Origin of the sequence: Hymenobacter properus (genome assembly GCF_015694735.1) — a bacterium.
GTDB lineage: Bacteria > Bacteroidota > Bacteroidia > Cytophagales > Hymenobacteraceae > Hymenobacter > Hymenobacter properus.
In genome coordinates this window covers 1,161,048-1,184,931 of the sequence record NZ_JADQDP010000001.1, presented here as the reverse complement: position 1 = coordinate 1,184,931, position 23,884 = coordinate 1,161,048, and the positions used below count along the sequence as shown (strand labels likewise).

Genomic DNA, 23,884 nt, shown 5'->3' with positions numbered 1-23,884 from the left:
CTAGTCTGGTGCCTCAAATTTAATTTGCCTGCACATTAAGCATTTGGGGCGGCTAGCGGCAGCTTGGGCCAAATGGTCGAAGAAAATATCTTGCGCGCTATGCTCCGTTATGCCCTGCGTCTCCTTTGCCTGATGCCGCTGGCGGTGGTCGCATGTCAATCACACCAAGACAGCGGCGCTGCCGGTCGCAAGTCCCGGCCTGCAGACGACCCGATTGAAAGTGGGGCGCTGTTCTACTGGGTGGGGGCGAGTGCAACGCAAACCTTCGGCCACTACACCCAAGGCCAGCCAAAATTCACCGTTGATTCTGTTAACCACCGGAACTATAGTGTCCGAATATTCGACCAATGCCTAACGGTTGACGCCCGCGATACTGTGCTGGCCACCTGCAACGACGCAAGCCCCGGAACCGCAGCCTTTGCGCCGCTACTTGCTAAGAATACACGGCTGCATTTTACTTACAGCGGGGAAAGTGGGGAGCACGAACAAGTGCTTGTTTATGAAGTTGCTGATTTGGAACATGCAAGCAAACAGTCGCTTGCATTGCCGCGTCGGGCCGTTATTCTGGACCTAAAGCCATTTTCTTCTGATGGGGAATAACTCTCCGGAACGCGGCCGCACAAGTGCACCCGGCATGAAACCAAACCATCCAGTAGCGCCTCGCTGGCTCCTGTATTCCTGCTTTTTGCTGCTTGCCGTGGCGCTCTTCTTGGCTTATTTGTCGTGGCAGGATTTTCGGTTTGCCAATGCACTACTTTCCAACGGGACCCGCACTCAGGGCAAAGTGGTCGATGTTTTTTACCAGCGAGGCTGGTACGCTGCAACCATCTACACGGTAGAATACGCCGTGGGCCACACCCACTACCAAGTCACCAACCGGTTCACGAGCAACGACCAGCGGCACCAGCTCAACGACTTGGTGCCCGTGCTCTATGCGGCTGCCGCACCCCAGGTGGCAATGATGGACGATAAGTGGGAGCGAAACACTTGGACTGTACACGCCCTTGTGGCGGGCGGTGCTCTCCTAATGGCTGGACTTTTTTTCAAAGTATATCGCGCCGCAAAAGCTACCTGAGATTTCGGCCGGGCGCATATTTGACTCTTGTCCCCGCTCTGGGAATAAAATCTGGGCATGGTCTTCACCCTGTGCCGCTCGGGCCCGCTACCGCAATTTGCTTTTTCACTGACAGACAGATAATTTGGCTGCCCTCTCACCCCAACGTTATCTGCTATGAGCGCACCGCTACCCGCTACTGCTGAATCAATTGCCACCCAGCCCACCACCTTGCGGAGTCACCTCGTGCTGGTGCGCATGGGCCTGATGCTGGCTGGCATCCTTATCCCGGCGTTTGGGCTGCCGGTACTCATTGGCGCCTGCCTGTTGCTGAGCGAAGGCAACCTGGCGTGGGGCGGGGGGCTGCTGTTGCTCGGCCTACTGATGCTGGCTGCGGCCTGGCCGCTGTTGCGCCGCAGCATGTTGCCCGTGCTGGCCACCCTCACGCCCGCGGCCCTGCGCCTCGAGCCCCGCGACCGCAGCGTAGCCTACGGCCTGGCCCCGGCCGAATACCCCTTGGGCGACTTCACCGGCTTTGGCGAAATCCTGTCGCAGGGCGGCAGTCACATCAAGCTCTACCGCGCCAACGGCCCCATGCTGCAGCTGGCCGACCGCCCCAAGCGCGGCATCTCAGCCGCCGAGGCCAACCTGCCCGGCCTGGTGGATGCCCTCAGCCTGAGCGAGGCGATGCAGGGCCAGGTGGCCGACGCCGGCGCGCCCGCCGAAAGCCTGCATCGCCCCAATTTCTACCAGAGTGGGCTGGGCCGAGCCTTAGCGTGGCTGTGCTACGCGCTGATGGCGCTGGGCGTGGTGCTCCTGCTCGTACCCGGTGTGGAATGGACGGTTTCGTTGCGCTTGTTCACGTTCACGGCTTTGTACCTGGGCCTGTACCGGCGCAACCAAAAGACCGACGACTCGGCTGCTCCGGCCGAGGCCAAATAGTCAAGTTTACGCTGGGCTGCCAACTGCCTTATGGAGCAACGCTTCCCTCTCGTCCTGACCAACCGGTGGAAGGCCACAAGCTTTGTACTTGCTACCATAGTGGTAGCGCTGGCGACAATGGGACTGATTGGCTTTGCGGCCGCTCTCTATCCGCTGCTGGGCATTGTCGGACTGGGGCTGTGGTTTGCGGGCTTATGGGTTTTGCCAGAGCGGCTGGGCAAAAAAGTTGCCTACAGCCTGGCCACTGCTACGCTGGATGAGACGGGGCTGACGGTCTGCTACGAGACAACTGGCACCGTGCAGCATCTTGCGTTTGCCGACATGGTCTCTTACAGCACTTATTTTAACTCCGGCCTAACCATCAGGCCGCGCCGGGGCCGTACGCTGTGCCTTCACCTCAACAGCCGGCTACACCCGCAGGGCATGGGCAAGATGTGGGCGCTGATAAACGCTTTTGAAAGCATCGTGGCAGCCTATCAGCGGCAGCACCCGCAACAGCCGCAAATAGCTAACCTTGGCTTTCTGGAGCGGCCGGCTGGGGCGTTTTGGCTGGTTGTTTTCGCCACCTTCGTGGGGTGGCTGGGCTGGCGGGCCGGGCAGCCGCTGGCCAGCGAAGGCACCTGGGGCGGTTTCCTCTTTGCAAGTCTGCTGCTCACTATTTATGCCCTGGCCTGGCGCCATGCCCGCATGCAATGGAAACGGTAGACGGCAGCATAGGGCACATTTAAGTAATAAACCGGCGAATCTTCCCGCCCGCTTAGCTGTTTACCTTCGTATCCAATTTCCGAAATACTGAAAGACTACCTTCTTGCTTTTACCCCAACACTTTGAACAAAAAATTGGCTTCAACACCCTGCGCGAGCAGCTCGAAGCCAATTGCCTATCGGCCCTGGGCCGGCAGTACGTGGCCCGCATGGAGTTCCAAACCAAGCACGAGCCCCTGCTGAAACTGCTGCAGCAAGCCGATGAATTCGCCTACCTGCTGCGCTCCGGGGCCGATTTTCCGGCTTCGCACTACCACGACGCCAAGGTGCACCTCAAGCGCGCTGCTCTGCCAGGCGCCTACCTCGACGTGGCCGCGTTTTTTGAGGTGAAGATGAGCCTGCGCACCATCCGGGAGGCGCTTACCTTCTTCACCCAAGCCGACGAGGAACTGTACCCCACGCTGCGCCTGCTGGGCATCGGCGTGCAGGTAGACCGCAACCTGCTGGCCGCCATGGACAAAGTAGTAGACGACGAGGGCGGCGTGCGCGACGATGCCTCGCCGCTGCTGCGCCAGATTCGGCAGGAGCTGATTGCCCGCCAAGGCCAGCTGCGCCGCCAGATTGCCGGCATCCTGCGCCACGCCAAAACCGAGGGTTGGATTCCGGGCGATGCCGAGCCCACCATTCGGGGCGGCCGCCTGGTGCTGCCCGTCATTGCCGAGCACAAGCGAAAGGTGAAGGGCCTGATTCACGACGAGTCGGCCTCGGGCCAGACCGTGTACATCGAGCCGGCCGAGGTGTTCGAGCTCAACAACGACATCAAGGACCTCGACAACGCCTATCACCGCGAGCTGATTCGCATCCTTACGGCCCTCACCAACCAGTTGCGCCCCCACATTCCGGACCTGCGCAAGGCCTATTCCTACCTCGGGCTGATTGACTTCATTCGGGCCAAGGCACGGCTGGCCGTCACGCTCGACTGCCAGTTGCCCAAGCTGCACAACAAGCCGCTGCTGAAGTGGCACGGCGTGCGCCATCCACTGCTGCAACTGGCATTCGCCCAGCACAAGCGCGAGAACGGCGACGCCCGCGAAGTGGTGCCGCTCGACCTGGAGCTAAATCACGAGCAGCGCATTCTGGTGATTTCCGGCCCCAACGCCGGCGGTAAGTCGGTGAGCTTGAAAACGGTGGGCCTGGTGCAGTTCATGCTGCAAATGGGCCTGCTGATTCCCTGTGCCGACAACTCCGAAGCCGGCGTGTTCGAGGACATTTTCCTGGATATCGGCGACGAGCAGAGCCTGGAAAATGACCTGTCGACCTACTCCTCGCACTTGCTGGCCATGAAGCAGTTCCTGACCCTGGCCGGCAAGAAAAGCCTGGTACTGATTGACGAATTCGGCACCGGTACCGAACCCAGCCTGGGCGGCGCCATTGCCGAGGCCGTGCTCGACCAGCTGAATAGAGCAAGAGTATATGGCGTCATCACCACGCACTACACTAATCTGAAGAATTTTGCCGAGCGCACCCCGCACCTCATCAACGGGGCCATGCGCTACGACCCGGAGAAGCTGCAGCCGCTTTACCGACTGGAGGTGGGCAAGCCGGGCTCGTCGTTTGCCATCGAAATAGCCCGCAAAATTGGCCTGCCCAAGGAGGTGGTGGAGCGCGCCACGCAGCTGGTGGGCAAGGACAAAATCCGCTACGACCGCCTGCTCGAAGGCCTTGAAAAGGAGAAAACCGAGCTAGAGCAGCGCACCGCCGAAGCTGCCAAAGCCGAGCGTCGACTCAAGAAGGCCGCCCAGGAATACCAGGACCTCAAGCAGCACCTCGAAGACACGAAAATCGAAACCCTGCGCACGGCCAAGCAGCAAGCCAAAGCCCTGTTGGTGAACACCAACCAGCAGATTGAGGCCACCATTGGCGAAATCCGCCGCGGCAACGCTGAGAAGGAGGTGAACAAAGCCGCCCGCGAGAAGCTCGACAACTTCGTGCGGAAGGAGTTGCAGATTGAGCCGCCCAAGCCCAAGGCCACCCGCGAGCGCGCCGAAACCGGCGGCCTGCAGCCCGGCGACAAGGTGGCCCTCTACGGGCAGGAAGGCCACGGCGAGGTGGTGAGCGTGAAAGGTAAAACCGCCGAAGTGCTGTTCGGCGGTCTCAAAACCTTGGTGAAGGTGAACCAGCTCGAAAAGCTGGGCCGCGCCGAAATCCGCGAGCGGGAGCAGGCCGCCAAGGCCAAAGCCGGCAAGCTGGGTGGCGGCGGAGGGGGCGGCAACGGCCTCAACATCACCGACCGCATGGCCGGCTTCAGCCCCACGCTCGACCTGCGCGGCGAGCGTGCCGAAGACGCCCTCACCAAAACCATGAGCTTCGTGGACGACGCCGTGATGCTGGGCATGCCCGAAATCAAGTTCCTTCACGGCCGCGGCAATGGGGTGCTGCGCCAGGTGGTGCGCGACTATCTGCGCTCGCAGCGCGCCGTGGCCAGCGTGGCCGACGAGCACGCCGACCGCGGCGGCGACGGCGTCACCATTGCCGTGCTGAAGTAGCGTATTTTACTTGGCGGCGGGACGCCACTAATGTCCTTGAAAAAAAGAGAAATCCAGGCCAAAATAAGGCCTGGGTTTCTTGTTTGTGGTATTTTGTAGGCTGCGAGGAAGCCAAGAGAGCAACCTGAAAAGTCTGGAAAAAGCAAAAATCAGCTGGCGGCCGGGAGTAGGTGGGGAGTACGTTTGCAGCGCTTCGGCCAAAACGCAACGCCGCGTGGGTCGCAAGCCATAACCACGACCTTGCCCCCCTAATTCCTATGAGTCCCGCTGCCACCAACCCGCGCCTTCAGCAAACTTCTTCGGCCTTCATCGCCGCCTCCTGGGTGGCCTTGCTTCTGGGCATCGTTGCCTTCAACATCGGCCTCTGGAATGCGCAAATGGCCCTGAATGAAAAGGGCTACTACTTCACCGTGCTGATGTACGGCCTGTTCGCCGCCATTTCGGTGCAGAAAAGCGTGCGCGACCGCCTCGAAGGCATTCCCGTTACGAACCTCTATTACGGCATTAGCTGGGTGTCGGTGCTACTCACGGTGCTGCTACTCACAGTCGGTTTGTGGAATGCCACGCTCACGCTGAGTGAAAAGGGATTCTACGGCATGGCCTTCGTGCTGAGCTTGTTCGGGGCCATTGCCGTGCAGAAAAACACCCGCGACAGCCTACACGCCAACCCGCCCACGTCGGCCGACCTCGCCCAGTAGCCTGCCGCGCCGCTCACTTTGCCCCAAGGCCGCTGTGAAGCAAGTTCCACTGTTGCTTATCTATTCCCGGCTGGTCATCGGCGGGGCGCTGCTGGTTCTTAGCTACCAGGCTGTGGCCCACTTTGCCGCCCTAGCCGTGGGGCTGCTGGCCCTGGGCGTGCTCACCGATGTGTTTGATGGCATCGTGGCCCGCCACCTGAGCCTTTCCACCGAAAAGCTGCGCCGGCTCGATTCCGCAGTTGACCAGATTTTTTGGGTATTGGTGCTCGGAGCCACTTACCTGGCCTGGCCGGGCTTTTTCGCACGGCACACAGCGCAGCTTTGGCTGCTGGTGCTGCTGGAAGGGCTGACGTATGCCGTTTCGCTGCTACGGTTTCGCAAGGAGGTGGCCACACATTCGTGGGGCGCTAAGGCCTGGGTGCTAGTTTCGCTGGCCGCTCTCATTCAGCTATTGACCACTGGCGACGCCGGGTGGTTATTTCAAGCCTCATTCGGCATTGGCGTGGCCAGCCGGCTTGAAATTGTGGTCATTGTGCTTCTGCTGCGGCGGTGGACCAACGACGTCCCCACCGCCTACCACGCTTGGCAGCTGCGGCGCGGCCGGCCCATCCGGCGCTACAAGCTGCTGAATGGGTGAGACGATTACTTAATTAGAAAAGCTACTTGTCTTTAATCAGCCCACCCAAATAATTCAGCGGCTGACTGACATTGAAGTAGATTCTATTGCCATTAAAGTGCTGCTGGGCATCACCCGCCGAGGCTTCGGCCATGGGCTTCAAAGTGAAGACATCGGTGGTGCCCGTTCGCGACTGCTCGCTAAAATCCAGGTTGTAATAGCCCATCAGGGTGTACTCGTCGTCTACCGTGGGCACCACAAAAGCCGTGGCGGGGCTGTGGCCGTCGCCGCTGCTGCGCAGGGCCCGGAGCAGGCCAAAGTAGCGGTTGGCGTAGCGCTGGGCGAGGCGGCGGCCGCTGGCCTGGCTGGCGCACACTATCATTTCGGTGGTGAGACGCAGGTTGAAGGGGTGGGCGCGCAGGTCTTTGGCACCCAGCGCCAGGGCTTCGCGGTACTGCTTGGCGGCAAAGGCTTTGGTGAAGGCTTCGGATGCTTCAGCAGCAGCTTCTGGGTTATAGCTCGGCTGAAAAATCTGCCCGTAGTAGAGGTAATGGTAGTCCTTCGCCTGCAAGGTCGAGTCCGAAGCTTGCAGCCGCGTCAATTGCTTGGGAAAGTAGTAGGGCGAGCCAGGGTTGGTGGTTTCGCGCTTGATTTCGTCAAAATCAACGTTGGAAACCTTCTGACCCATTGCCCGGAAAGTGAACAGCAGGCAAACGGATAGCAGCAAAAATCTCATAGCAGTGAAAGGGTTTTGAGTCTGAAACGCAACGGCGGGATAATTGAATGATACCCGAACACAAAAAAAGGCGGCCTCCCGTTAGGAGGCCGCCTTTTTTTAATGCTTAATTAGTGCTTACTGCACCACCACGCGGCTCACCTGAGTGAATTCCGGCGTGGTCACCTGCACCATGTACAGGCCCGATTTCAGCGCCGTGGCGTCAACCGATAGGTCGGTGCCGTTCAGGGGCTGGGTTTGGGTCAGCACTACGCGGCCGGTCACGTCGCGCAGCACCACGGTAGCGGTGCGGGCGGTGCTGCTGGCCAGGCGCAGGTTGAAGCTGCCGCGGGCGGGGTTGGGGTACACCTGCATGGTGCTGGTTTGCACCGTGCCGGCCTTGGTGGCCAGGGTGAGGCGGCACACCGTCACACCGCTCACGTTTTGCTCGGCAATGCGGGCAGCATATTCCTGGTAGTAGCGGTTGGTTACGCGGCCATCGTGCACCACGAGGGTGTTTTCGTCGTTTTCGGTATCAGCCGAAAGCGTCCAGTTGTGCGAGCCCACGAACACCGTGGGGTCCGACTGGCTGGCGCCGGCGTCCACAATCAGGGTTTTGTGGTGCATGATGCCGAAGCCGGCGTTCGAGCGCTTGATGAGCAGGCGGTTGCCCAGCCCGGCCTGCATGAGGCGGAACGAGTAGCCGGCCGTGCCGCTGGTGTCGTTCACGAGGCCGTCGGAGCAGGTGCCGATGCCGCGCTGCGTCACCTGCAGGGCAATGGCGCGGGCCAGGTCGGCGCGGGTGATGAGCATGGACTCGAAGTGCAGGTCATTATCGGCCGAGGCAATGGCCTGCAGCAGGCGGCCGTTCACGTTGTCGGTGGGCGAGAAGTACGACTCCACCGACTTGCCGCCGATGTTCAGGAAGTGCGGCGTGTTGTCGGTTTTGCGCGAGCCGAAGGTGCTGGTGCCGGGCGTGGCCGTGTTGGAACCCCACATTTCTTCAAACTCCACGGTGTAGACGCGGGCCAGCGACTGGTCCTGAATGGCGATGACGTTGTTGCGGTCGGTGGTGAGCTGGGCGCCGGTCCAGTTCATTGAGCCCGTCCACACCCATGGCACGTTGGGGTTGGTGCTGTTGGCATCCACAATCACAAACTTGTTGTGCATGATGCTGCTGGTGGTGCTGCCGGCCGTGTTGGGGCGCGAAATGCGGCGGATGCCGGTATTCAGGCTGTTGATGCTCACGTTGGCGTTGTCGTCCTCGTAAATCACACGCACCCGCACGCCGCGGGCGAAGGCGGCATTCACCGCGTTCAGAATCGTGGCGTTGTTCCAGTTATAGATGGCAATGTCCAGCGTCTGGGTGGCGCGGTTGATGTAGCGCACCAGCGTATCAGGAGCGGCGCCGTTGAGCATAACCACGGCCGCGTTGCCGGGCAGAGCCAGCGAGGCGTCCACCGTGTTGTTGAAGAAGTTCTTAATCACGCCCGACGACAGCGAAGCCGTAATCATGGGCACCACGCGCGATTCCGAGCGGCCCACGCTGTTCACCGACACCGCCTGGATGTAGTAGATGGTGGCGGGCTGCAGGCCGGAAAGCGTCTGGGTGTGGGAGGTGGTGAGGGCCGTGTTGCCGGCCACGGTGGTGAAGGGGCCGGCCGCCGTGGTGGCGTAAGCCAGCTGCGTGTTACCCGCGTTCTGGGTGGTATAGTCGATGGTCAGGCTGGTGGTCGTGATGGTCGTCGGCACCGGCGTGTTGGTCAGGTTCGGCGTCAGCCCCTGCAGGAAGTCGCTGTACTTGCGGTTCAGCAGCTGGTAGCCACCGGTGATGGAGGTAGCCGACGACGAATACTGGCTCATGACCCCAATGGCGTCGAACGTGCCGGTCGGGCTGGGCTTGCCAATCAGGCCGTCGGGGCCCGTCGAGTTGGTGGGCACGTAGGTGATGTAGTTGCAGTTGCCGTTGAGGCGGTACGAGGTGTTGGCCGCGAAGGCCGACACCGGCGAACCCGAGGTGGTGCAAGCCGTGGGGTGCGTCGTCATCGACGTCAGGCCGTTGATGCGCACCAGCATGCCTTCGTACTGCTCGGCAAAAGCACTGGCCGCGTTGGCAGCCGTAAATACCACCGGCGCCGGCACGGGCCGGTTGCCGGCCAATACAGTCAGCGAGTTGATGGGGTCAATTTCGAGCAGGCCACGGAACATTTTCAGGCCGCCGGTTACTTCAATGCTGTCGCCGGGTACCAGCGGCGACACCAGCGCGCCCGAAGCGCCGCCCGTGCTGTACACCCCGATGCCGGCCGTGCCGTCCTGAATGTAGCGGATGATGCTCGCCGAGGAGCCCAGCTCGGCCCCGTTCGTCACGATGCCGCGCACCGTCACGGTGGGGCCTTGCGTGCCGTTGGTGGTGGGGGCCAGGGCCCGCGCCGCCGCAATGGTAATCGCAGTAGTTTGCGCCGAGACGGTGTGCCAGCAGCTGGCCGCCGCCAGCAGCGCCAGCAGAGTAAGTTTCTTCATGAAAAAAACAGGTTTACGAAACGGTTATTTTTAAATGGTCGGCGGTAGACGGAAATACAAAGATGCTGTATTTCAGCCAAACGAACCCGCCGCCTGGGCCGGCCGTTCCCCCGTCGCGCATTAATTTTTTGTTGTCGCACGGCCGCGCTTGCCGCCGGCTGTGATGAAGGGCACCGGCGTGGCCGTCTCGGTCCCGGCCGCGTTGCGCGAGCTAACTTCCACGTAATAAGTGGTGCCCGGTATCAGGTCGCTCAGCGTGAGGCTGTGGTGGGTGGTGGGCGTGGCGTCGAGGCGCGATTCGCGGAGCTGTTTGGGGTCGAGGCCGAAGCGCACGCGGGTGTCGCCGGGGTTCAGCGTCGAATACACCACCGTAAAGCTCGTGGCGCTCACGTTCACCGGCACGGGCTCCTCGGTGAGGCGGGGCAGGCCACCGCCCAGCACCAGGTCGGAGGCCAGGCGGGGCAGCAGCTGGTAGCCGCCCGCACCGCTGGGCGCATACTGGCTCATGATGCCGCGCAGGTCGAATTTTTCGGTCGGGGGCTTGGCGTCCACCAGGCCCTCGGGGCCGGTGCTGGCGGCCATTACGCGCACCAGCGTGCCCGGCTGGCCGTCGAGCAGGTAATTGGCGTTGCCGGCCAGGGCAGTGGCCGGGGTGCCGGCCGGCGTGGCCAGGCGCGTCACCCCCGTGAATTCCACCAGCCGGCCTTCGTAGCCTTCGGCAAAGGCCGTGGCAGCCTGTGCCACCGGCAGCTTCACGGCGTGCAGCCGCATGCCCGAGGCCAGCTTGTGCACCGAGGCCACGGGGTCCATTTCCAGCAGTCCGTTGTAGGCCTTGAGCTGGCCGGTGACTTGAATGCTGTCGCCGGCGCGCAGCTCGCCGAAGCCCGGCAGCTTGGCCGGCTGGGCGTAGAGGGCCAGGCCAGCTTCGGCGTCCTGCACGTAGCGGACGTTGCCCATTTCAGGGCCGTTGAGCACGATGGCGCGCACCGTCACGGTGCTGCCGGGCCCCAGCGCGCGGGCCGCTTTCACGGTGAGCACGGGCGGGGCAGTAGGTTCGGTAGGGGCGGGTGGGGGCGTCGGCAGGCCGGGGACCAGGCTGGCGCAGAGTAGCAGGTGGTACATCATCGTAAATGGGATTTAAAGCAGACCGATGGTGGCAGTGCTATTGACAAAGTTCGGCACAAATTCCTCATTTGGTGCCCGTCAGCCCATTCAAAAATGTGTAACGTTACGGTGCTATTCAATCACAAAATATTAACTTCCGGGTGTAGCTCGATGCCGAACTGCTGGCGCACGGAGGCTATTATCTCCTCGGCCAGCTGGCGCACTTCGCCGCCGGTGGCACCGCCGTGGTTCACGAGCACCAGGGCCTGGCGGGCGTGCACGCCGTGGGTGCCCGCGCCGGGGCCACGCCGCATCCCCTTCCAGCCCGCCCGCTCGATGAGCCAGCCGGCGGGCACCTTCACGCCGCCGGGCACGGGGTAGCCGGGCAGCTCGGGGTACTCGCTTTTGAGGTGGTCAAATTTGGCCTGCGACACCTCGGGGTTCTTGAAAAAGGAGCCCGCGTTGCCAATTTCAGCCGGGTCGGGCAGCTTGCTGCGGCGGATGTGGATGACGGCCTGGCTCACATCTTGCGGCGTGGGCTCGCCCTCGATACCCAGTTCGGCCAGGGTTTCGGCGATGGCGCCGTAGCGCACGTTGGGACGGGCCTGCCGGTGCAGGCGCAACACCACTGCCGTGACCACAAACTGGTTTTTGAGCGTGTTCTTGAACACGCTTTCGCGGTAGCCAAAGCCGCACTCACCAGCCGAAAACACGCGCAGCGCGCCGGTGGCTATTTCCACCGCTTCGAGGTGGTCGAAAGTATCGCGCAGCTCGGCCCCGTATGCCCCGATGTTCTGCAAAGGTGAGGCGCCCACCGTGCCGGGAATGAGCGAGAGGTTTTCGAGCCCGCTCAGGCCCTGGTCGAGGCTATACTCCACGAGGCCGTGCCAGCTTTCGCCGGCCCCGGCGCGAATGAGGGCTGTCTGAGTGTCGGCATCTTCCGAAATGATTTCGAGCCCGCGAATCTCGTTTTTGAGTACTACGCCCGGATAATCCTGGGTGAACAGCAGGTTGGAGCCGCCGCCCAGGATGAGCTTGTCGGCCGCCTGCACCTGGGGCAACCGTAGAAGCTGGCGCAACTCATCGGCCGAAGCGAAGCGGGCAAAGTAGCGGGCCCGCACATCGAGGCCAAAGGTGTTGTAGGGGCGTAAGGAGACGTTTTCTTCGAGTACCATGCCGCAAAGGTATTGGTGCCTGCATCAGCCTTGCCAGTAGGCATATTTAAGCCGGAAAGGACTCGCATATTTTGTACTGCTGTGATGAGCGTTGTACGCGGCAAGGTGTCGTTGTGCCTAATACGTTGACATTTTGTGCTAGAACGAAGTCTTTTGTGCGGTAAAAGTGGGCTTTGTGCTATTAGGGATGGCTCAGAAATGCGCCGATTCAAATGGTGGTTTTATCGCCAAGACTTTGGGAAACGCCAGCAATTACGGTTTGCCTGGCTCTTTGCCCCATGTTTAGAAACCATTGTCATCTTTGGGCAATGGACTCCAAGCAAACCACCCGCCTTAGCAAGTTTCTCAGCCTGCACCTCCGCCACCGGCCCGATGCCATTGGCCTCACCCTGCAGGAAGGCGGCTGGGTGAGTGTGGCAGAGTTGCTGGCCGCCTGTGCGGCGCACGGCACGCCTATCAGCCCAACGCAGCTGGCAGAGATTGTGGCCAACAATGATAAAAAACGCTTTGCCTTCGATGCCAGCGGCACCCAAATTCGCGCCCAGCAGGGCCACAGCGTGGAAGTTAATTTGCAGCTCACGCCCGCCGTGCCGCCGCCCGTGCTCTACCACGGCACGGCCCCGGCCGCGCTGCCCGCCATCCGCCGCGAGGGTTTGCAGAAGATGCAACGCCACCACGTGCACCTCTCGCCCGACGAGGAAACGGCACGCCGCGTGGGCGCCCGGCGCGGCCAGCCCCACATCCTAACCGTGGATGCAGCCGGCCTGCACGCGGGCGGCGCGCTGTTTTACGAGTCCGGCAACGGGGTGTGGCTGGTAGATGCGGTGCCGCCGCAGTACCTGGGCGGGCTGTAGCCCGGACTTTGCGAATCCGCATCTAGGCGAAATCCGGCTGATATATGCAGGCTCACCGAGCCGAAGCTACAGCGGCACTAGCGCAAATAATGCGCGGCCATGATGATGCCGTAAATCCAGCAGGTGTAGAGCGAGGCGTACCCAAAGCCTTCCCACAGGCTGGCACCCAGGCGGCCCCGGCAGCGATTTGAGTTTTTGAACACCAGCCGCAGCGCCCGGAAAAACACCCAGTACAGCATAGCGGCGAAGATGAGCACGCCCGTCCAGAGCAGCGCGCCCACCAGCCAGATAACGAATACTGCCAAAACGGCCACCACCACGGCCATGACAAGGGCCGCCAGGATACCCAGGATGCCGTGCCCTTCGGAGAAGTCAAAATCGAGGCTGGGCAACGAGTCTAAGCCGCCGGTGCCGGGGAAATGTTTGCGGCTGATGCGGTCGGTGAGGCGGCCCACGTCATCGCGCAGCTTCACGCCGTGGTAGAGGCCCACAGCTGTGAACAGGAAAAATGCCGCGAACAAGATGCTGGTTGAAATCAGCGAATTGGCAAACAGAGTGCGATGCTGCCCCAGCCCCAGCAGCCACACGGCCACCGTCGTGACTACCACCACGGCCGCCGACACCAGGGCCACATTGCCGGCGCTGAGCAGGCGGTAGGGGCGGGGAGCGGTGGGCATGGCGTCTGGTAAGAGCGGGCTCGGGTAAGGCGAAGCGAAGATTGCGCCATCAGCGGGCGCAATCCTCGCTGCCTAAGCAACGCGGGCTACTTCAATTTGGCTTTCACATTAAAGCGCGAATCGGCCCGCAAGGTGGTGTTCTGGCGCAGGGGCTGGGCCATGGTCACGTCCGTAAACAGGGTGTAGGAGCCGTTGCGCAGGTAGGCGTCGAGCTTGTTGCCCGAGGGGGTCAGGGTGATGGTGGTTTGGCCGGTGGGCACAGGATTGAGCGAGGCCAGCAGCGTTTTGTTGGTGCCCGACGCGTCGGTGGCAATGTAAATGCTCACGCTTTTCAGGAAGTCGAAGTTCTGGCCGGCTGGGTCGGTCACAGTCAGGGTGAGGCGGTCGAGGGTAACGTCCTGCACGTGGTCGGCGCTGGTATTGTTGGCCGAATACGTGTTAGAAGAGCTGGAATTGACTGTGGCCCCCGGCAGCGACAGCAGCGCCGTGCTGAACACGCCCGTGGCCGGCACCTGGAAGCTGGTCGAGTCGTTGATTTGAAAGGTGAGCAGGTCTTCAATCTTCTTGCAGCTGCTGGCACCCACGGCCAAGATGAGGCAAATAGCGAATAGGACTTTATGGGAAGAAAGTAGGGTTTTCATGAAAATCGGGCTTTTTGAAATAAGACAGTAGAAAGAATCGTGCCGGCAAAAATATTGCCAGCGCTGAATCTACGCCCCATCCAAACCTTCGGATTTCAGCCAGCGTTCAATCGTACCCTCCGCGTGCTACCGCACCCGGTAGCCGCTCAGCGCGTAAAACAGCAGGTACAGGTAGCACAGAGCCGGCACCACAAATGCCACCCGCAGCCCGCCGCCGTGCGTGGCCAGCCAGCCCATGAGCGGCGGAATCAGCGCCCCGCCCACAATGGCCATAATCAGATACGACGAGCCCTGCTTGGTGAACGGCCCGAGCCCGGTGATGGCCAACGGGAAGATGACGGGCCACATGATGGAGTTCATCAGCCCGCAGAGCACGATGAGCCACAGCGCCGTTTCGCCGGTGCTCAGGATGCTGGCGCCCACCAGCGCCGTGCCGGCCGCGCACACCGCCACCAGCAGCGCGCGGTTATGAAACTTGAGCAACAGCGGAATGCCCACCACGCGCCCAATGAGCGAGCCGAACCAGTACGAGGCCACCAGCACTGCGCCCACAGCTTTGGTAAAGCCGGCCGCAGTATCAATAGGCGCCGGCTGCTGCCCAAAAAGCACGCCCACGTAGTTGGTAGCCACATTCAGCCCGCGCACCAGGCTTTGGGTGAAGCTGGAAAGCTGCTGAATCCCTTGGCTCTCGCCGTAGCGAATTAGGAAAGACCCCAAGCCTACTTCTACACCTACGTATACGAAAATGGCCACCACGCCCAGCACCAGGTGCGGGAACGACAGTGCCGACGTGCGCCCCGCCGCCATGGGCCGGGCCTCTTCGGCGGCTTCCTCGGGAATGCCTTCAATATCGGGAAGTTTCACTAAGAAGAAAAACAGCGCCGCCAGCAGCACCAGAAACACCGCCAGCCCGATGTAAGGCCCCTTCACCAATTGCGATTCCTCAGCCAAGCGCTCTTGAAGCGGCAACGCTGCCAGCCGTGCCTTGAGCGCCACCGAGCCGCCAAACAGCACCAGCCCGCCCACCAGCGGCGAGAGGCTGCCGCCGAAGTTGTTGGCCACGCCCACCACACTCACCCGCGCCGCCGCGCCGCGCGCCGGGCCCAGGATGCTCACGTAGGGATTGGCCGCCACTTGCAGCAGCGTGATGCCCGCGCCCAGCGTGGCCAGCGCCGTAAGAAACAAGGCAAACGCCCGCGAGTCGGCCGCCGGAATGAAGAGCAGCGCGCCCGCCGCCATCACCAGCAGCCCCACCACAATGCCGCGCTGGTAGCCCAGCTTCCGTAGTACCCAGCCGGCGGGCAATGACATCAGAAAATAAGCCCCGAAAAAGGCCGACTGCACCGCCGAGGACTGCAAATCGGTGAGCTGGCACACATCCTTGAGGTAGGGCATGAGCACATCGTTGAAGTTGGTGACGGCGCCGAACAGGAAGAACAGCGTGGTCATCAGCACCATGGGGCCGGCGTAGGAGCGGGCGGGCGCAGCAGCGGTGGGAGCCGAAGAAGGAACAGAAACAGGAGTAGCCATATGGGGGCGGAAGGTACAAAAAAACCGGCCACAGGGGCTGGCTTCAAAGCAGGAGCATGAAGAGGGGACACGGCGGCTTTGTAAATGCGCCAACGAAAGGCGGCCTTATTGCGGGCTAAGCTTCATTATTTTCTTGTAATTGGCCACGGTTCCGTAGTTTTCAAGCCCCTGTAGGTAACTTATTTTCCAGGTGCCGTTAACTTTTTTCGCTTTCACCTCATAGTTGAGTGGAGGCTCAACGCCATCTATTTCGTCCCAGGTCCAGTGAAATGAGGCCGTATTATCGCCAAACTTCAGGTTGTTGAGGGTAAGTCGTTTCCAGTAAAAGTCAGGGTTGTCCTGGCAGTTACACCAATCATCCGAATCGGTGTACCACAACGGAACGCCATCCTTTGCGTTTCGCCATTCAACCCCTGCTTGTTTGATGGAGGAATCAATCGTCATGGCAATGGCCCGGTGCTTGGCCAGAAATTCATCGGAGAAAAAGTTGGTCTTCTTATAAGTCGCGTAGCTTTTTTCGTAGGCTGCCCAGTCGATGCCGGTGAATAGGCTATCGGAAGGGGCATTGAACTTTAGGGGAAATCCGTAATCCCGGAATTTAGTCGCGTGCCACTCGTAGGCGCGTCTCATCAAAGCCGTGAGTTCAACGCTGTCCGGGTTTATTCGGAGCTTGGTGCCGGGTTTATCTTTTGAATTGTAGGTGTTTAGCAAAGTCGTGCTGTCGGTGTCTGCTTGCTTCTGGACGGTGATGCTACCTGCTGGCTTTGAATCGGGCGAATGGCCGCAACTTGCGAGCGCGACAGCCATTAGTAATAAGGCAAACAGGGAGAAGCTGCAGTTCATCTTAAGGTGGTTATTGAAGCGCTTGCCCACTCAGTCGGAATGCAAGCTCGTCTAGGTGTTTCTCAAGCTAGAACTTGCAGCGGATTATCTGATGCAGCCTGCCGATGGCAAAGTAACAAAGCGAAGTGCATGGCTAGAGGAGGGCTGGATTACGGGTGACGAGTGCTTTCGCCTAACTACCATTCGCGGCTGGCAGGGCACTTAGGCGAAGGAAAAAGGAGCCGCATGGCCGGGTTGGTGGTCGGTACCCGCCCGCTAGTCCCGACCTTTGTGGGATGCACCTCACCGCCACCACCCAGTTTGGCCTAGAAGAACTCCTGGCCGACGAACTCTACGACCTCGGGGCCGACATCACCCACGTGGGCTCCCGCGCCGTCGAATTCATCGGCGACCTGCGCCTGCTCTACGAAGTGGCCCTCTGGAGCCGGCTTTCCATGCGCCTGCTGCGGCCCTTCGCCGCCTTCTACGCGCCCGATGAAAAGGCCCTGTACCGCGAGGTGAGCCGCATCGACTGGCAGGATTTCCTCGGCCCCGGCCAAACCTTTGCCATCACGGCCGTGGTGAACCGCTCCACGTTCGAGCACTCGCTGTTCGTGGCCCAGCTCACCAAAGATGCCATCGTGGACCAGTTCCGGAACCGCACCGGCGAGCGGCCCAGCGTAGACACCCGCAACCCCGACATCCGCCTGCACCTGCGCATGACCGAGAACGAGGTCATTCTCAGCCTCGACGCGGCCGGCGACTCGCTGCACCGCCGCGGCTACCGCCAGGGCACCAACGAAGCGCCCCTGAACGAGGTGCTTGCCGCTGGTCTGGTTTTGCTCTCGGGCTGGGACGGCAAGCAGCCGCTCATCGACCCCATGTGCGGCTCGGCCACCATCCTCACTGAGGCGGGCCTGATGTGCCAGCGCATTGCGCCCGGCCTGTTCCACCAGGGCAAGTTCGGCTTCGAAAACTGGTACGACTTCGACCCCCAGCTCTGGCAGCAGGTGCGCACCGAAGCCGAGGCCCAGCGCCTCGAAGAGCCGCAAGCCTACCTCGCCGGCTCCGACCTCGACCCCAAAGTCATCGACGCGGCTGCCGCCAACATCACCGCCGCCGGCCTCGAAGACTGCGTGCGCCTCTCGGTGCGCAACGTGAGGGATGCCGCCGCGCCCGCAAAAGAGGAGCCCGGCATCGTACTCATGAACCCGCCCTACGGCGAGCGGATAGGGGAGGAGGCCCAGATGGCCGCGCTCTACAAAACCATCGGCGACTCGCTGAAGACGAATTTCCAGGGTTACAACGCCTTTGTGTTCACCGGCAATCTGGAGGCGGCCAAGAGCATCGGGCTGAAGCCGGCGCGGCGCATCCCGCTGTTTAACGGGCCGATTGATTGCCGACTGTTGAAGTACGAGTTGTACCGGGGCTCACGTCGTGAGCCGAAGCCAGCCGAGGGCCCGGCCAAAAACTAATCTGCTTGGAACTTCCCGCCCCCGGCTGTTATTTTTATCTAATTACTCCACCTGTGTTATGTCCGATACCTTAACTACCGCCCCAACCGACCTGCTGCCCGCCGCCCGCCAGGCCCTGAAACGGTATTACGGCTACGACAATTTCCGCCCCATGCAGGGCGACATTATCCAGAACATCCTCGGCGGGCGCGATACCGTCGTGCTCATGCCCACTGGCGGCGGCAAGTCGGTTTGCTTCCAGATTCCGGCCGTGGTAAGCGAGGGCACCTGCGTGGTCGTCTCGCCCCTCATTGCGTTGATGAAAGACCAGGTGGAAGCCCTAAAAGCCAACGGCATTGCGGCAGCTTACATCAACAGTAGCGTGGGCCAGTCGGAGTCCAATGACATTGCCCGGGCGGCCGTGAGCGGGCACCTCAAGCTGCTCTACGTGTCGCCGGAGAAGCTGCTGAGCGAGGGCTTCTTGCAGTTTTTGAATCGGGTTAATATCAGCCTTTTCGCCATTGACGAGGCGCACTGTATATCGAGCTGGGGCCACGATTTTCGGCCCGAATACACGCAGCTGGGCGCGTTGCGAAACCACTTTCCCAACACGCCCATTATAGCCCTCACGGCCACGGCCGACCGCCTTACCAAGCGCGACATCATCACCCAGCTCAACCTGCACGAGCCCAAGGTGTTCCTGTCCAGCTTCGACCGGCCGAACATCAACCTGATAGTGCGCGGCGGGCAGGACCGCATTAACTCCATTATCGATTACATCGGGCGCCACCCGCAGGACCCCGGCATTGTGTATTGCCTCTCGCGCAAAACCTGCGAAACCATTGCCGCCAAGCTCAAGACCAAGGGCATTAAGGCCGGCCACTACCACGCCGGCATGACGCCCAACCAGCGCGGCGCTGTGCAGGAAGCCTTTTTGCAAGACGATTTGCAGGTGATTGTGGCCACCATCGCCTTTGGCATGGGCATCGACAAGAGCAACGTGCGCTGGGTGATGCACTACAACCTGCCCAAAAACATCGAGGGCTACTATCAGGAAATTGGCCGGGCCGGGCGCGACGGCGCACCCAGCACCGCCATCCTGTTCTACAGCTTCGCCGACGTGATGCAGATGCGCGAGATGGTGACCAAGGACGTGCCCGCGCGCCAGGCCCAGCTCAACACCGCTAAGCTCGAGCGCATGCAGCAGTTTGCCGAGGCCGCCAGCTGCCGCCGTAAAATCCTGCTCAACTACTTCTCCGAAACCCTGCACGAGGAGTGCGGCAACTGCGACATCTGCCGCAACCCGCCCACCACGTTTGATGGGACATTGATTGCCCAGAAAGCCCTGTCGGCCGTGTTTCGCAGCCGCGAGAAAGTGGCCATCAACCTGCTGATTGACATCCTGCGCGGCATGCGCAACCAAGCCGTGCTGCAAGGTGGCTACGACCAGATTAAAACCTACGGCGCGGGCTCCGACCTGCCGTATCTGGACTGGTACAGCTACATCCACCAGATGCTGAACGACGGCCTGTTCTACATCGCCTACGAGGAAGGCTACGCCCTGAAAATTACCGAGCGCGGCCACCAGGTGCTCAAGGGTCAGCTCACGCTGCCACTCAAGAAATTCCAGCCCGCCGAGAAGGCCGAAAAGCCCACCCGCGCCAGCAAGAAGGCCGCCAGTGCTGCGTCTACGGCCGCCGTGGGCACGCCCGAAGCCCAGCTGTTCGACAAGCTGCGCCGCCTGCGCAAAGCCATTGCCGACGAGCAAGGTGTGCCGCCCTACGTGGTATTCTCCGACGCCACGCTGCAGGAAATGGCGGCCGAGCGGCCGGTCAGCCGTGTGGGCATGCTGGGTATTTCGGGCGTGGGCATGAAGAAGTTCGAGACTTATGGCGAGGCCTTCATCAAGCTCATTCTGGAAGATGGCGGCGGCCAGTACGTGCCCTCCGACTCGGACAGCATGTTCAACGAGCCTCGCCCGCGCCTGGCCAAGGCCGCTGCCGACAAAACGGCTGGCGCCGACAAGCCCGTGAATGACTCCGAAGACGCCACCGTGCAGTTCCACCAAATGGGCCTGACGCCGGAAGACATTTCGGAGCGCCGGGGCTTGGCCCTGAGTACCGTGAAAACCCACCTCTACACCGCCTACGCCAAGGGCCGCGAGCTGCGCATCCAGGACTTCGTGAGCGACTCGGAGCTGGCCGAAATCCTCACCGCCCGCGCCCAACTCGGCAACGACGCCTCGCTGCGCGACCTGTTCGACCACCTGCGCGAGAAGTACGACTACTTCCAGCTGCGCATGGCCGGGCTGTACCACAAGCGCCTGCGCGGACAGTAGGCTGCACCAAATAAATAGAGAAAGCTCGCCGTTACGCACGGCGGGCTTTTTTATTTGTAGGTTCCCGCCTGATTCTGCCGCTTTTATGGCTCGAAAACTTCTCCTTGCCCTCGCGGCCCTCGTCATCGCCGCGTTTGCGGGCCTGATGCTCACCAAAACGTACCCTTACTACACCTTCGAGAAGGGAATTTTCTTCCTCACCACCAAGAGCGACGAAACCAACGACAGCCCAATTTTTCGGCTGGGATTCTACGTGCACATCACCACCAGCCTCGTGGTGCTGGTGCTGGGGCTGCTGCAGTTTCTGCCGTGGCTGGCGCGGCTGGGGCCGGGGCTGCACCGGGGGCTGGGCAAGGGCTACGTGCTGGGCATTTTGGCGCTGGCGGCACCGTCGGGCCTCATCCTGGCTTACTTTGCCAACGGCGGGCTGGCCGCCCAGGTCGGCTTCACGCTGCAGTGCCTGGTGTGGTGGCTGTGCACCTGGAAGGCCTACCGCACCGCCCGCCAGCGCCAGTGGCCCCTGCACGTGGACTGGATGCTGCGCTCCTTCGCCGTGACGCTGGCCGCCCTGGCCTTGCGCGGCGAGAGTTATGTGATGTACTACGTGTTCGAAACCAAGCCCATAGAAACCTACCTGACGGTGGTGTGGCTTTCGTGGGTGGGTAATTTGATAGCGGTAGAAATGCTGCTGGAGGCAGGACTCGGGCGGTATTTCCTGCGCGAGTTTATGCCGCAGCTGCGTGCTAAATTGGCGGCATGAAAGCCACGAATTGGGTACTCGCGCTGGCAATGGCCGGCAATGCCGCCTGCCAGCACCAGACGCCGCCGACTGCGGCTGTGGAGGGCGCAACTGCCGCGCCGCTTGCCGCTGCATCGGCCCCGGAAGTCGCCCCTTTACCGAAGCCCTCCGCCACCGAGCCCAAAGACACGCTGACGCCGGAGATGCTCCAGGCACTGCAGCGCTACGACTTCTCGCCCTTGCTCCAAACGGTCACCGGCAAAGATTCGGTCGCCAGCAGCCACGTGCATAACGGCTTTTTCGGCCCCGACCACTACCGAATTGAGGTCGTGTTTACGGAGGTGCGGCGCGACTCTGCGCAGCCGGCCCTGTACCATCTGCGGGGGCAGGACCGGTACAAATCCGTCGTTACGCCTTTCGCCGGCACCTTCACCGTCACCCAATTGGCTGACCAAGCGCCCTATTCGGCCGCACGGGTGGCAATGGCGAAGAGAGACGGCTATGAACTGCGGAATGACCCCAACCTCTACAGCGCGCTGGGTAAGTTTGAGCTACGCGAAGACAGCACCCGGCGCGGGGCGGGCGTGTTCAGGGGCCGGGTCGCTTTCGACTGGCAGTTGTTAGAAAGCGGCTCATTGGTTTTGTCGTCACGCGACGGCAAAGGTTCTACCCAGGGCGGCGATGTAAAGTTTGAGGGCACTTGGACGCATGCCGCCACGCACCGCACGTATCCGGTAGTTTGGGTAGAGAACATCTTTACCTATGCCGGGGCCCGAAACGTGCTCAAGGACTTTTTCATTGGGGAGCGTGACCCCGATTTCAATCCCAAGTACGCCAAGCTCGGTTGGAACAGCTATTGGGAAAACGACGAATGGTGGGCCAAGCCGACCAAGCCAGCGCTTAGTTTGTAAATACTAAAACGCCGCCACTCTCCGTTAGAACCCCAGAAGAGCCATCTAGCAATATAGCTGGCCATATAATTCTCATTTCTGGGCTCATGCGGTATTTCCTGCTTCTCACGGCTCCGGCGCTGTTGCTGGGCGCCACGCAATTCAATTCCTTGCCACCCGCCCCCGCTCCTGCAAAGGGGACGACGCCCGCCGCCCTGGCTGCCCCCGGCGCCGTGCTGCCCAATGCCGCCCGCGCCACCCTGCTGGCCCGCGCCCAACTGGGCAAGCTCTGGCAGCACCAGCCCCAGAGCGGCACCGAAGATGTGCTCAACGGCTGCTATGGCTACGACGGGCGGCGCATCGAGTTCGTATTCACCACCGTGCAGGCCGATGCTAAGAGCCCCGGTCGCTACCTCGTGGCCGGCAAGTTCCGCTGCTACGGCGACGTGACGCCCTTCCGCGGCAGTGTGGAAGTGCAGCAGGTACAGCGCCTGCCCACCGAGCAGGCCGCCTATGCCGAGGCCGACGAAAGACTGCCCACCTACTGCGCCACGGGCAGCTTTGCCCTGCAGGCCACCAGCCACCGCGGCCTGGGCGGCCGTTTCGATGGCCGCCTGGCGCTCGATTTTACCCTCTCGCCCAGTCAGCGCGCCGTGCTGGCGTCTACCAGCAACCCCGCCACCCGCAACGGCGGTCTGCTGTTTGAAGGCCAATGGCGTGAAGACGCCACGGCCGAAACCGCCGTGCCCGTGCTCTGGAAGCAGGGAACCGCCGTGACGCGGCAGGTGCTTTCGCGCTTCGAAATGGGCGAACGCAGCTCCTATGTCAACCCTAAATACGCCCGCGTGGGCTGGAAGGACTTATGGGAAAACGATGAATGGTGGGTCGAAAAATCGGTGGCGCGACGCTAAAGTGGTGGGCAGAAAATTATTAGCTAAGTGAATTAGTATCTTCGCACTTGCGTTGCTAACTTCACCAGCCGAATTCGCGTTAGCATCCGACGCCACTCCCGGCTGCTGCCCTCCCCGATGATTAACACCAACCTCAAGTTTTGCCGGCGCGAGCTCGCCCTCACGCAGGCCCAGATGGCCGATAAACTCGGCATCAAACGCTCCCTGGTGGGCGCCTACGAAGAAGGCCGCGCCGAGCCCCGCCTCGCCACCCTCGTCAACATGGCCCGCCTTTTCGGCATCACCCTCGACCAGCTGGTGACCACCGACTTTAGCAAGAAAAAGAACGCCAAAATCATCGGCACCGCCCCGGCCCCCGAGGCCGCGGCCGACACCGACGACCAACCCGAGCCGCCCACGCCCGCCGGCGGCAAGCTCCGCGTGCTGGCCTTCACCGTGGACAAGGACCAGAACGAAAATATCGAGCTGGTGCCCCAGAAAGCCGCCGCCGGCTACCTCAACGGCTACGCCGACCGCGAGTACCTGGAGGTGCTGCCCAAGTTCCGCCTGCCCATGCTCTCGAACACGGGCACCTACCGCGCTTTCGAAATTGCCGGCGACTCCATGCTGCCCATTGCCAGCGGCACCGTCATCGTGGGCCGCTATGTAGAAGACTGGACGACCATTAAAGACGGTACGCCGTGCATCGTGGTGAGCAACCGCGACGGCATCGTGTTCAAGCGCGTGTACAACAAGCTGCGCTCGGGCGCCATGTTCGTGCTGCACTCCGACAACCCGCACTTCTCGCCCTACGACGTGAAAGTAGACGACGTGCTCGAAATCTGGGAAGCCAAGAGCTACATCAGCAGCACCTTCCCCATCGCCGAGCTGTCGCTGGAGCGCGTGGCCAGCCTTGTGCTGGACTTGCAGCAGCAAGTGGCGCAGCTGAAGAAGGTGTAAAGAATCAGAGAAAGA

Annotated in this window: 22 protein-coding genes; 14 read left to right on the top strand and 8 right to left on the bottom strand. The window is 61.5% G+C overall.

Going from position 1 to position 23,884, the window contains the following annotated elements; translation table 11 throughout:
• Window positions 1-99 precede the first annotated feature (99 nt).
• The 7 genes from I2I01_RS05105 to I2I01_RS05075 all read left to right on the top strand — a co-directional run bounded on the left by I2I01_RS05105 (window position 100) and on the right by I2I01_RS05075 (window position 6,581).
• Window positions 100-600: a hypothetical protein gene (locus I2I01_RS05105; protein WP_196285328.1), complete on the top strand. Its 501-nt coding sequence runs from the start codon at window positions 100-102 to the stop codon at window positions 598-600.
• Window positions 601-697: 97 nt separating this feature from the next.
• On the top strand, window positions 698-1,075 hold the full coding sequence (locus I2I01_RS05100) for a DUF3592 domain-containing protein (RefSeq protein ID WP_196285327.1): 378 nt from the start codon (window positions 698-700) through the stop codon (window positions 1,073-1,075).
• Between the two features lie 156 nt (window positions 1,076-1,231).
• A complete protein-coding gene (locus tag I2I01_RS05095) occupies window positions 1,232-1,996 on the top strand; it encodes a hypothetical protein (protein ID WP_196285326.1) in 765 nt (254 codons plus the stop codon).
• A 30-nt stretch (window positions 1,997-2,026) separates the two neighbouring features.
• Window positions 2,027-2,701 carry a hypothetical protein gene (locus tag I2I01_RS05090; protein WP_196285325.1) on the top strand — a complete coding sequence of 225 codons (675 nt, stop codon included), beginning with the start codon at window positions 2,027-2,029 and terminating at the stop codon, window positions 2,699-2,701.
• Between the two features lie 103 nt (window positions 2,702-2,804).
• Window positions 2,805-5,246, top strand: coding sequence for an endonuclease MutS2 (locus I2I01_RS05085; RefSeq protein ID WP_196285324.1), 2,442 nt, complete (start codon window positions 2,805-2,807; stop codon window positions 5,244-5,246).
• Between the two features lie 257 nt (window positions 5,247-5,503).
• Window positions 5,504-5,944 (top strand): inner membrane protein YiaA, encoded by a 441-nt coding sequence (gene yiaA / locus I2I01_RS05080; RefSeq protein ID WP_196285323.1) that lies wholly within the window; start codon window positions 5,504-5,506, stop codon window positions 5,942-5,944.
• 34 nt (window positions 5,945-5,978) lie between these two features.
• A complete protein-coding gene (locus tag I2I01_RS05075; RefSeq protein WP_196285322.1) occupies window positions 5,979-6,581 on the top strand; it encodes a CDP-alcohol phosphatidyltransferase family protein in 603 nt (200 codons plus the stop codon).
• Window positions 6,582-6,603: 22 nt separating this feature from the next.
• Here the strand turns inward: I2I01_RS05075 and I2I01_RS05070 are convergent, their stop codons facing one another.
• From I2I01_RS05070 to murB, 4 genes are all read right to left on the bottom strand, one after another.
• Window positions 6,604-7,296 carry a DUF4919 domain-containing protein gene (locus tag I2I01_RS05070; RefSeq protein WP_196285321.1) on the bottom strand — a complete coding sequence of 231 codons (693 nt, stop codon included), beginning with the start codon at window positions 7,294-7,296 and terminating at the stop codon, window positions 6,604-6,606.
• 117 nt (window positions 7,297-7,413) lie between these two features.
• A complete protein-coding gene (locus I2I01_RS05065) occupies window positions 7,414-9,795 on the bottom strand; it encodes a phospholipase D-like domain-containing protein (RefSeq protein ID WP_196285320.1) in 2,382 nt (793 codons plus the stop codon).
• Window positions 9,796-9,915: 120 nt separating this feature from the next.
• A complete protein-coding gene (locus I2I01_RS05060) occupies window positions 9,916-10,920 on the bottom strand; it encodes a fibronectin type III domain-containing protein (RefSeq protein ID WP_196285319.1) in 1,005 nt (334 codons plus the stop codon).
• A 119-nt stretch (window positions 10,921-11,039) separates the two neighbouring features.
• On the bottom strand, window positions 11,040-12,074 hold the full coding sequence (murB, locus tag I2I01_RS05055) for a UDP-N-acetylmuramate dehydrogenase (RefSeq protein ID WP_196285318.1): 1,035 nt from the start codon (window positions 12,072-12,074) through the stop codon (window positions 11,040-11,042).
• Window positions 12,075-12,382: 308 nt separating this feature from the next.
• On the opposite strand from murB, the gene I2I01_RS05050 reads away from it, so the two are divergent.
• Window positions 12,383-12,928 carry an RNA 2'-phosphotransferase gene (locus tag I2I01_RS05050; RefSeq protein ID WP_196285317.1) on the top strand — a complete coding sequence of 182 codons (546 nt, stop codon included), beginning with the start codon at window positions 12,383-12,385 and terminating at the stop codon, window positions 12,926-12,928.
• Between the two features lie 77 nt (window positions 12,929-13,005).
• Here I2I01_RS05050 and I2I01_RS05045 read toward each other — a convergent pair whose 3' ends face one another.
• From I2I01_RS05045 to I2I01_RS05030, 4 genes are all read right to left on the bottom strand, one after another.
• Window positions 13,006-13,605: a hypothetical protein gene (locus I2I01_RS05045; protein WP_196285316.1), complete on the bottom strand. Its 600-nt coding sequence runs from the start codon at window positions 13,603-13,605 to the stop codon at window positions 13,006-13,008.
• Window positions 13,606-13,691: 86 nt separating this feature from the next.
• Window positions 13,692-14,246, bottom strand: a complete 555-nt coding sequence (locus I2I01_RS05040) for a hypothetical protein (RefSeq protein WP_196285315.1) — start codon at window positions 14,244-14,246, stop codon at window positions 13,692-13,694.
• A gap of 126 nt (window positions 14,247-14,372) precedes the next feature.
• Window positions 14,373-15,776 (bottom strand): sugar MFS transporter, encoded by a 1,404-nt coding sequence (locus I2I01_RS05035; protein ID WP_196285314.1) that lies wholly within the window; start codon window positions 15,774-15,776, stop codon window positions 14,373-14,375.
• A gap of 105 nt (window positions 15,777-15,881) precedes the next feature.
• Window positions 15,882-16,583: a hypothetical protein gene (locus I2I01_RS05030; protein ID WP_196285313.1), complete on the bottom strand. Its 702-nt coding sequence runs from the start codon at window positions 16,581-16,583 to the stop codon at window positions 15,882-15,884.
• Between the two features lie 311 nt (window positions 16,584-16,894).
• Between I2I01_RS05030 and I2I01_RS05025 the strand changes: the two genes are divergently transcribed.
• The 6 genes from I2I01_RS05025 to I2I01_RS05000 all read left to right on the top strand — a co-directional run bounded on the left by I2I01_RS05025 (window position 16,895) and on the right by I2I01_RS05000 (window position 23,869).
• Window positions 16,895-18,073 (top strand): THUMP domain-containing class I SAM-dependent RNA methyltransferase, encoded by a 1,179-nt coding sequence (locus I2I01_RS05025; protein WP_196285312.1) that lies wholly within the window; start codon window positions 16,895-16,897, stop codon window positions 18,071-18,073.
• A 58-nt stretch (window positions 18,074-18,131) separates the two neighbouring features.
• Window positions 18,132-20,390 carry a DNA helicase RecQ gene (gene recQ, locus I2I01_RS05020; RefSeq protein ID WP_196285311.1) on the top strand — a complete coding sequence of 753 codons (2,259 nt, stop codon included), beginning with the start codon at window positions 18,132-18,134 and terminating at the stop codon, window positions 20,388-20,390.
• 85 nt (window positions 20,391-20,475) lie between these two features.
• Window positions 20,476-21,150, top strand: coding sequence for a DUF2306 domain-containing protein (locus I2I01_RS05015; RefSeq protein WP_196285310.1), 675 nt, complete (start codon window positions 20,476-20,478; stop codon window positions 21,148-21,150).
• Complete coding sequence (locus I2I01_RS05010) at window positions 21,147-22,040, top strand: hypothetical protein (RefSeq protein WP_196285309.1); 894 nt, start codon at window positions 21,147-21,149, stop codon at window positions 22,038-22,040. Before I2I01_RS05015 ends, I2I01_RS05010 begins: the two co-directional genes overlap by 4 nt.
• Before the next feature lie 86 nt (window positions 22,041-22,126).
• Window positions 22,127-22,930 (top strand): hypothetical protein, encoded by an 804-nt coding sequence (locus I2I01_RS05005; protein WP_196285308.1) that lies wholly within the window; start codon window positions 22,127-22,129, stop codon window positions 22,928-22,930.
• 117 nt (window positions 22,931-23,047) lie between these two features.
• Window positions 23,048-23,869, top strand: coding sequence for a helix-turn-helix domain-containing protein (locus I2I01_RS05000; RefSeq protein WP_196285307.1), 822 nt, complete (start codon window positions 23,048-23,050; stop codon window positions 23,867-23,869).
• Window positions 23,870-23,884: the final 15 nt, after the last annotated feature.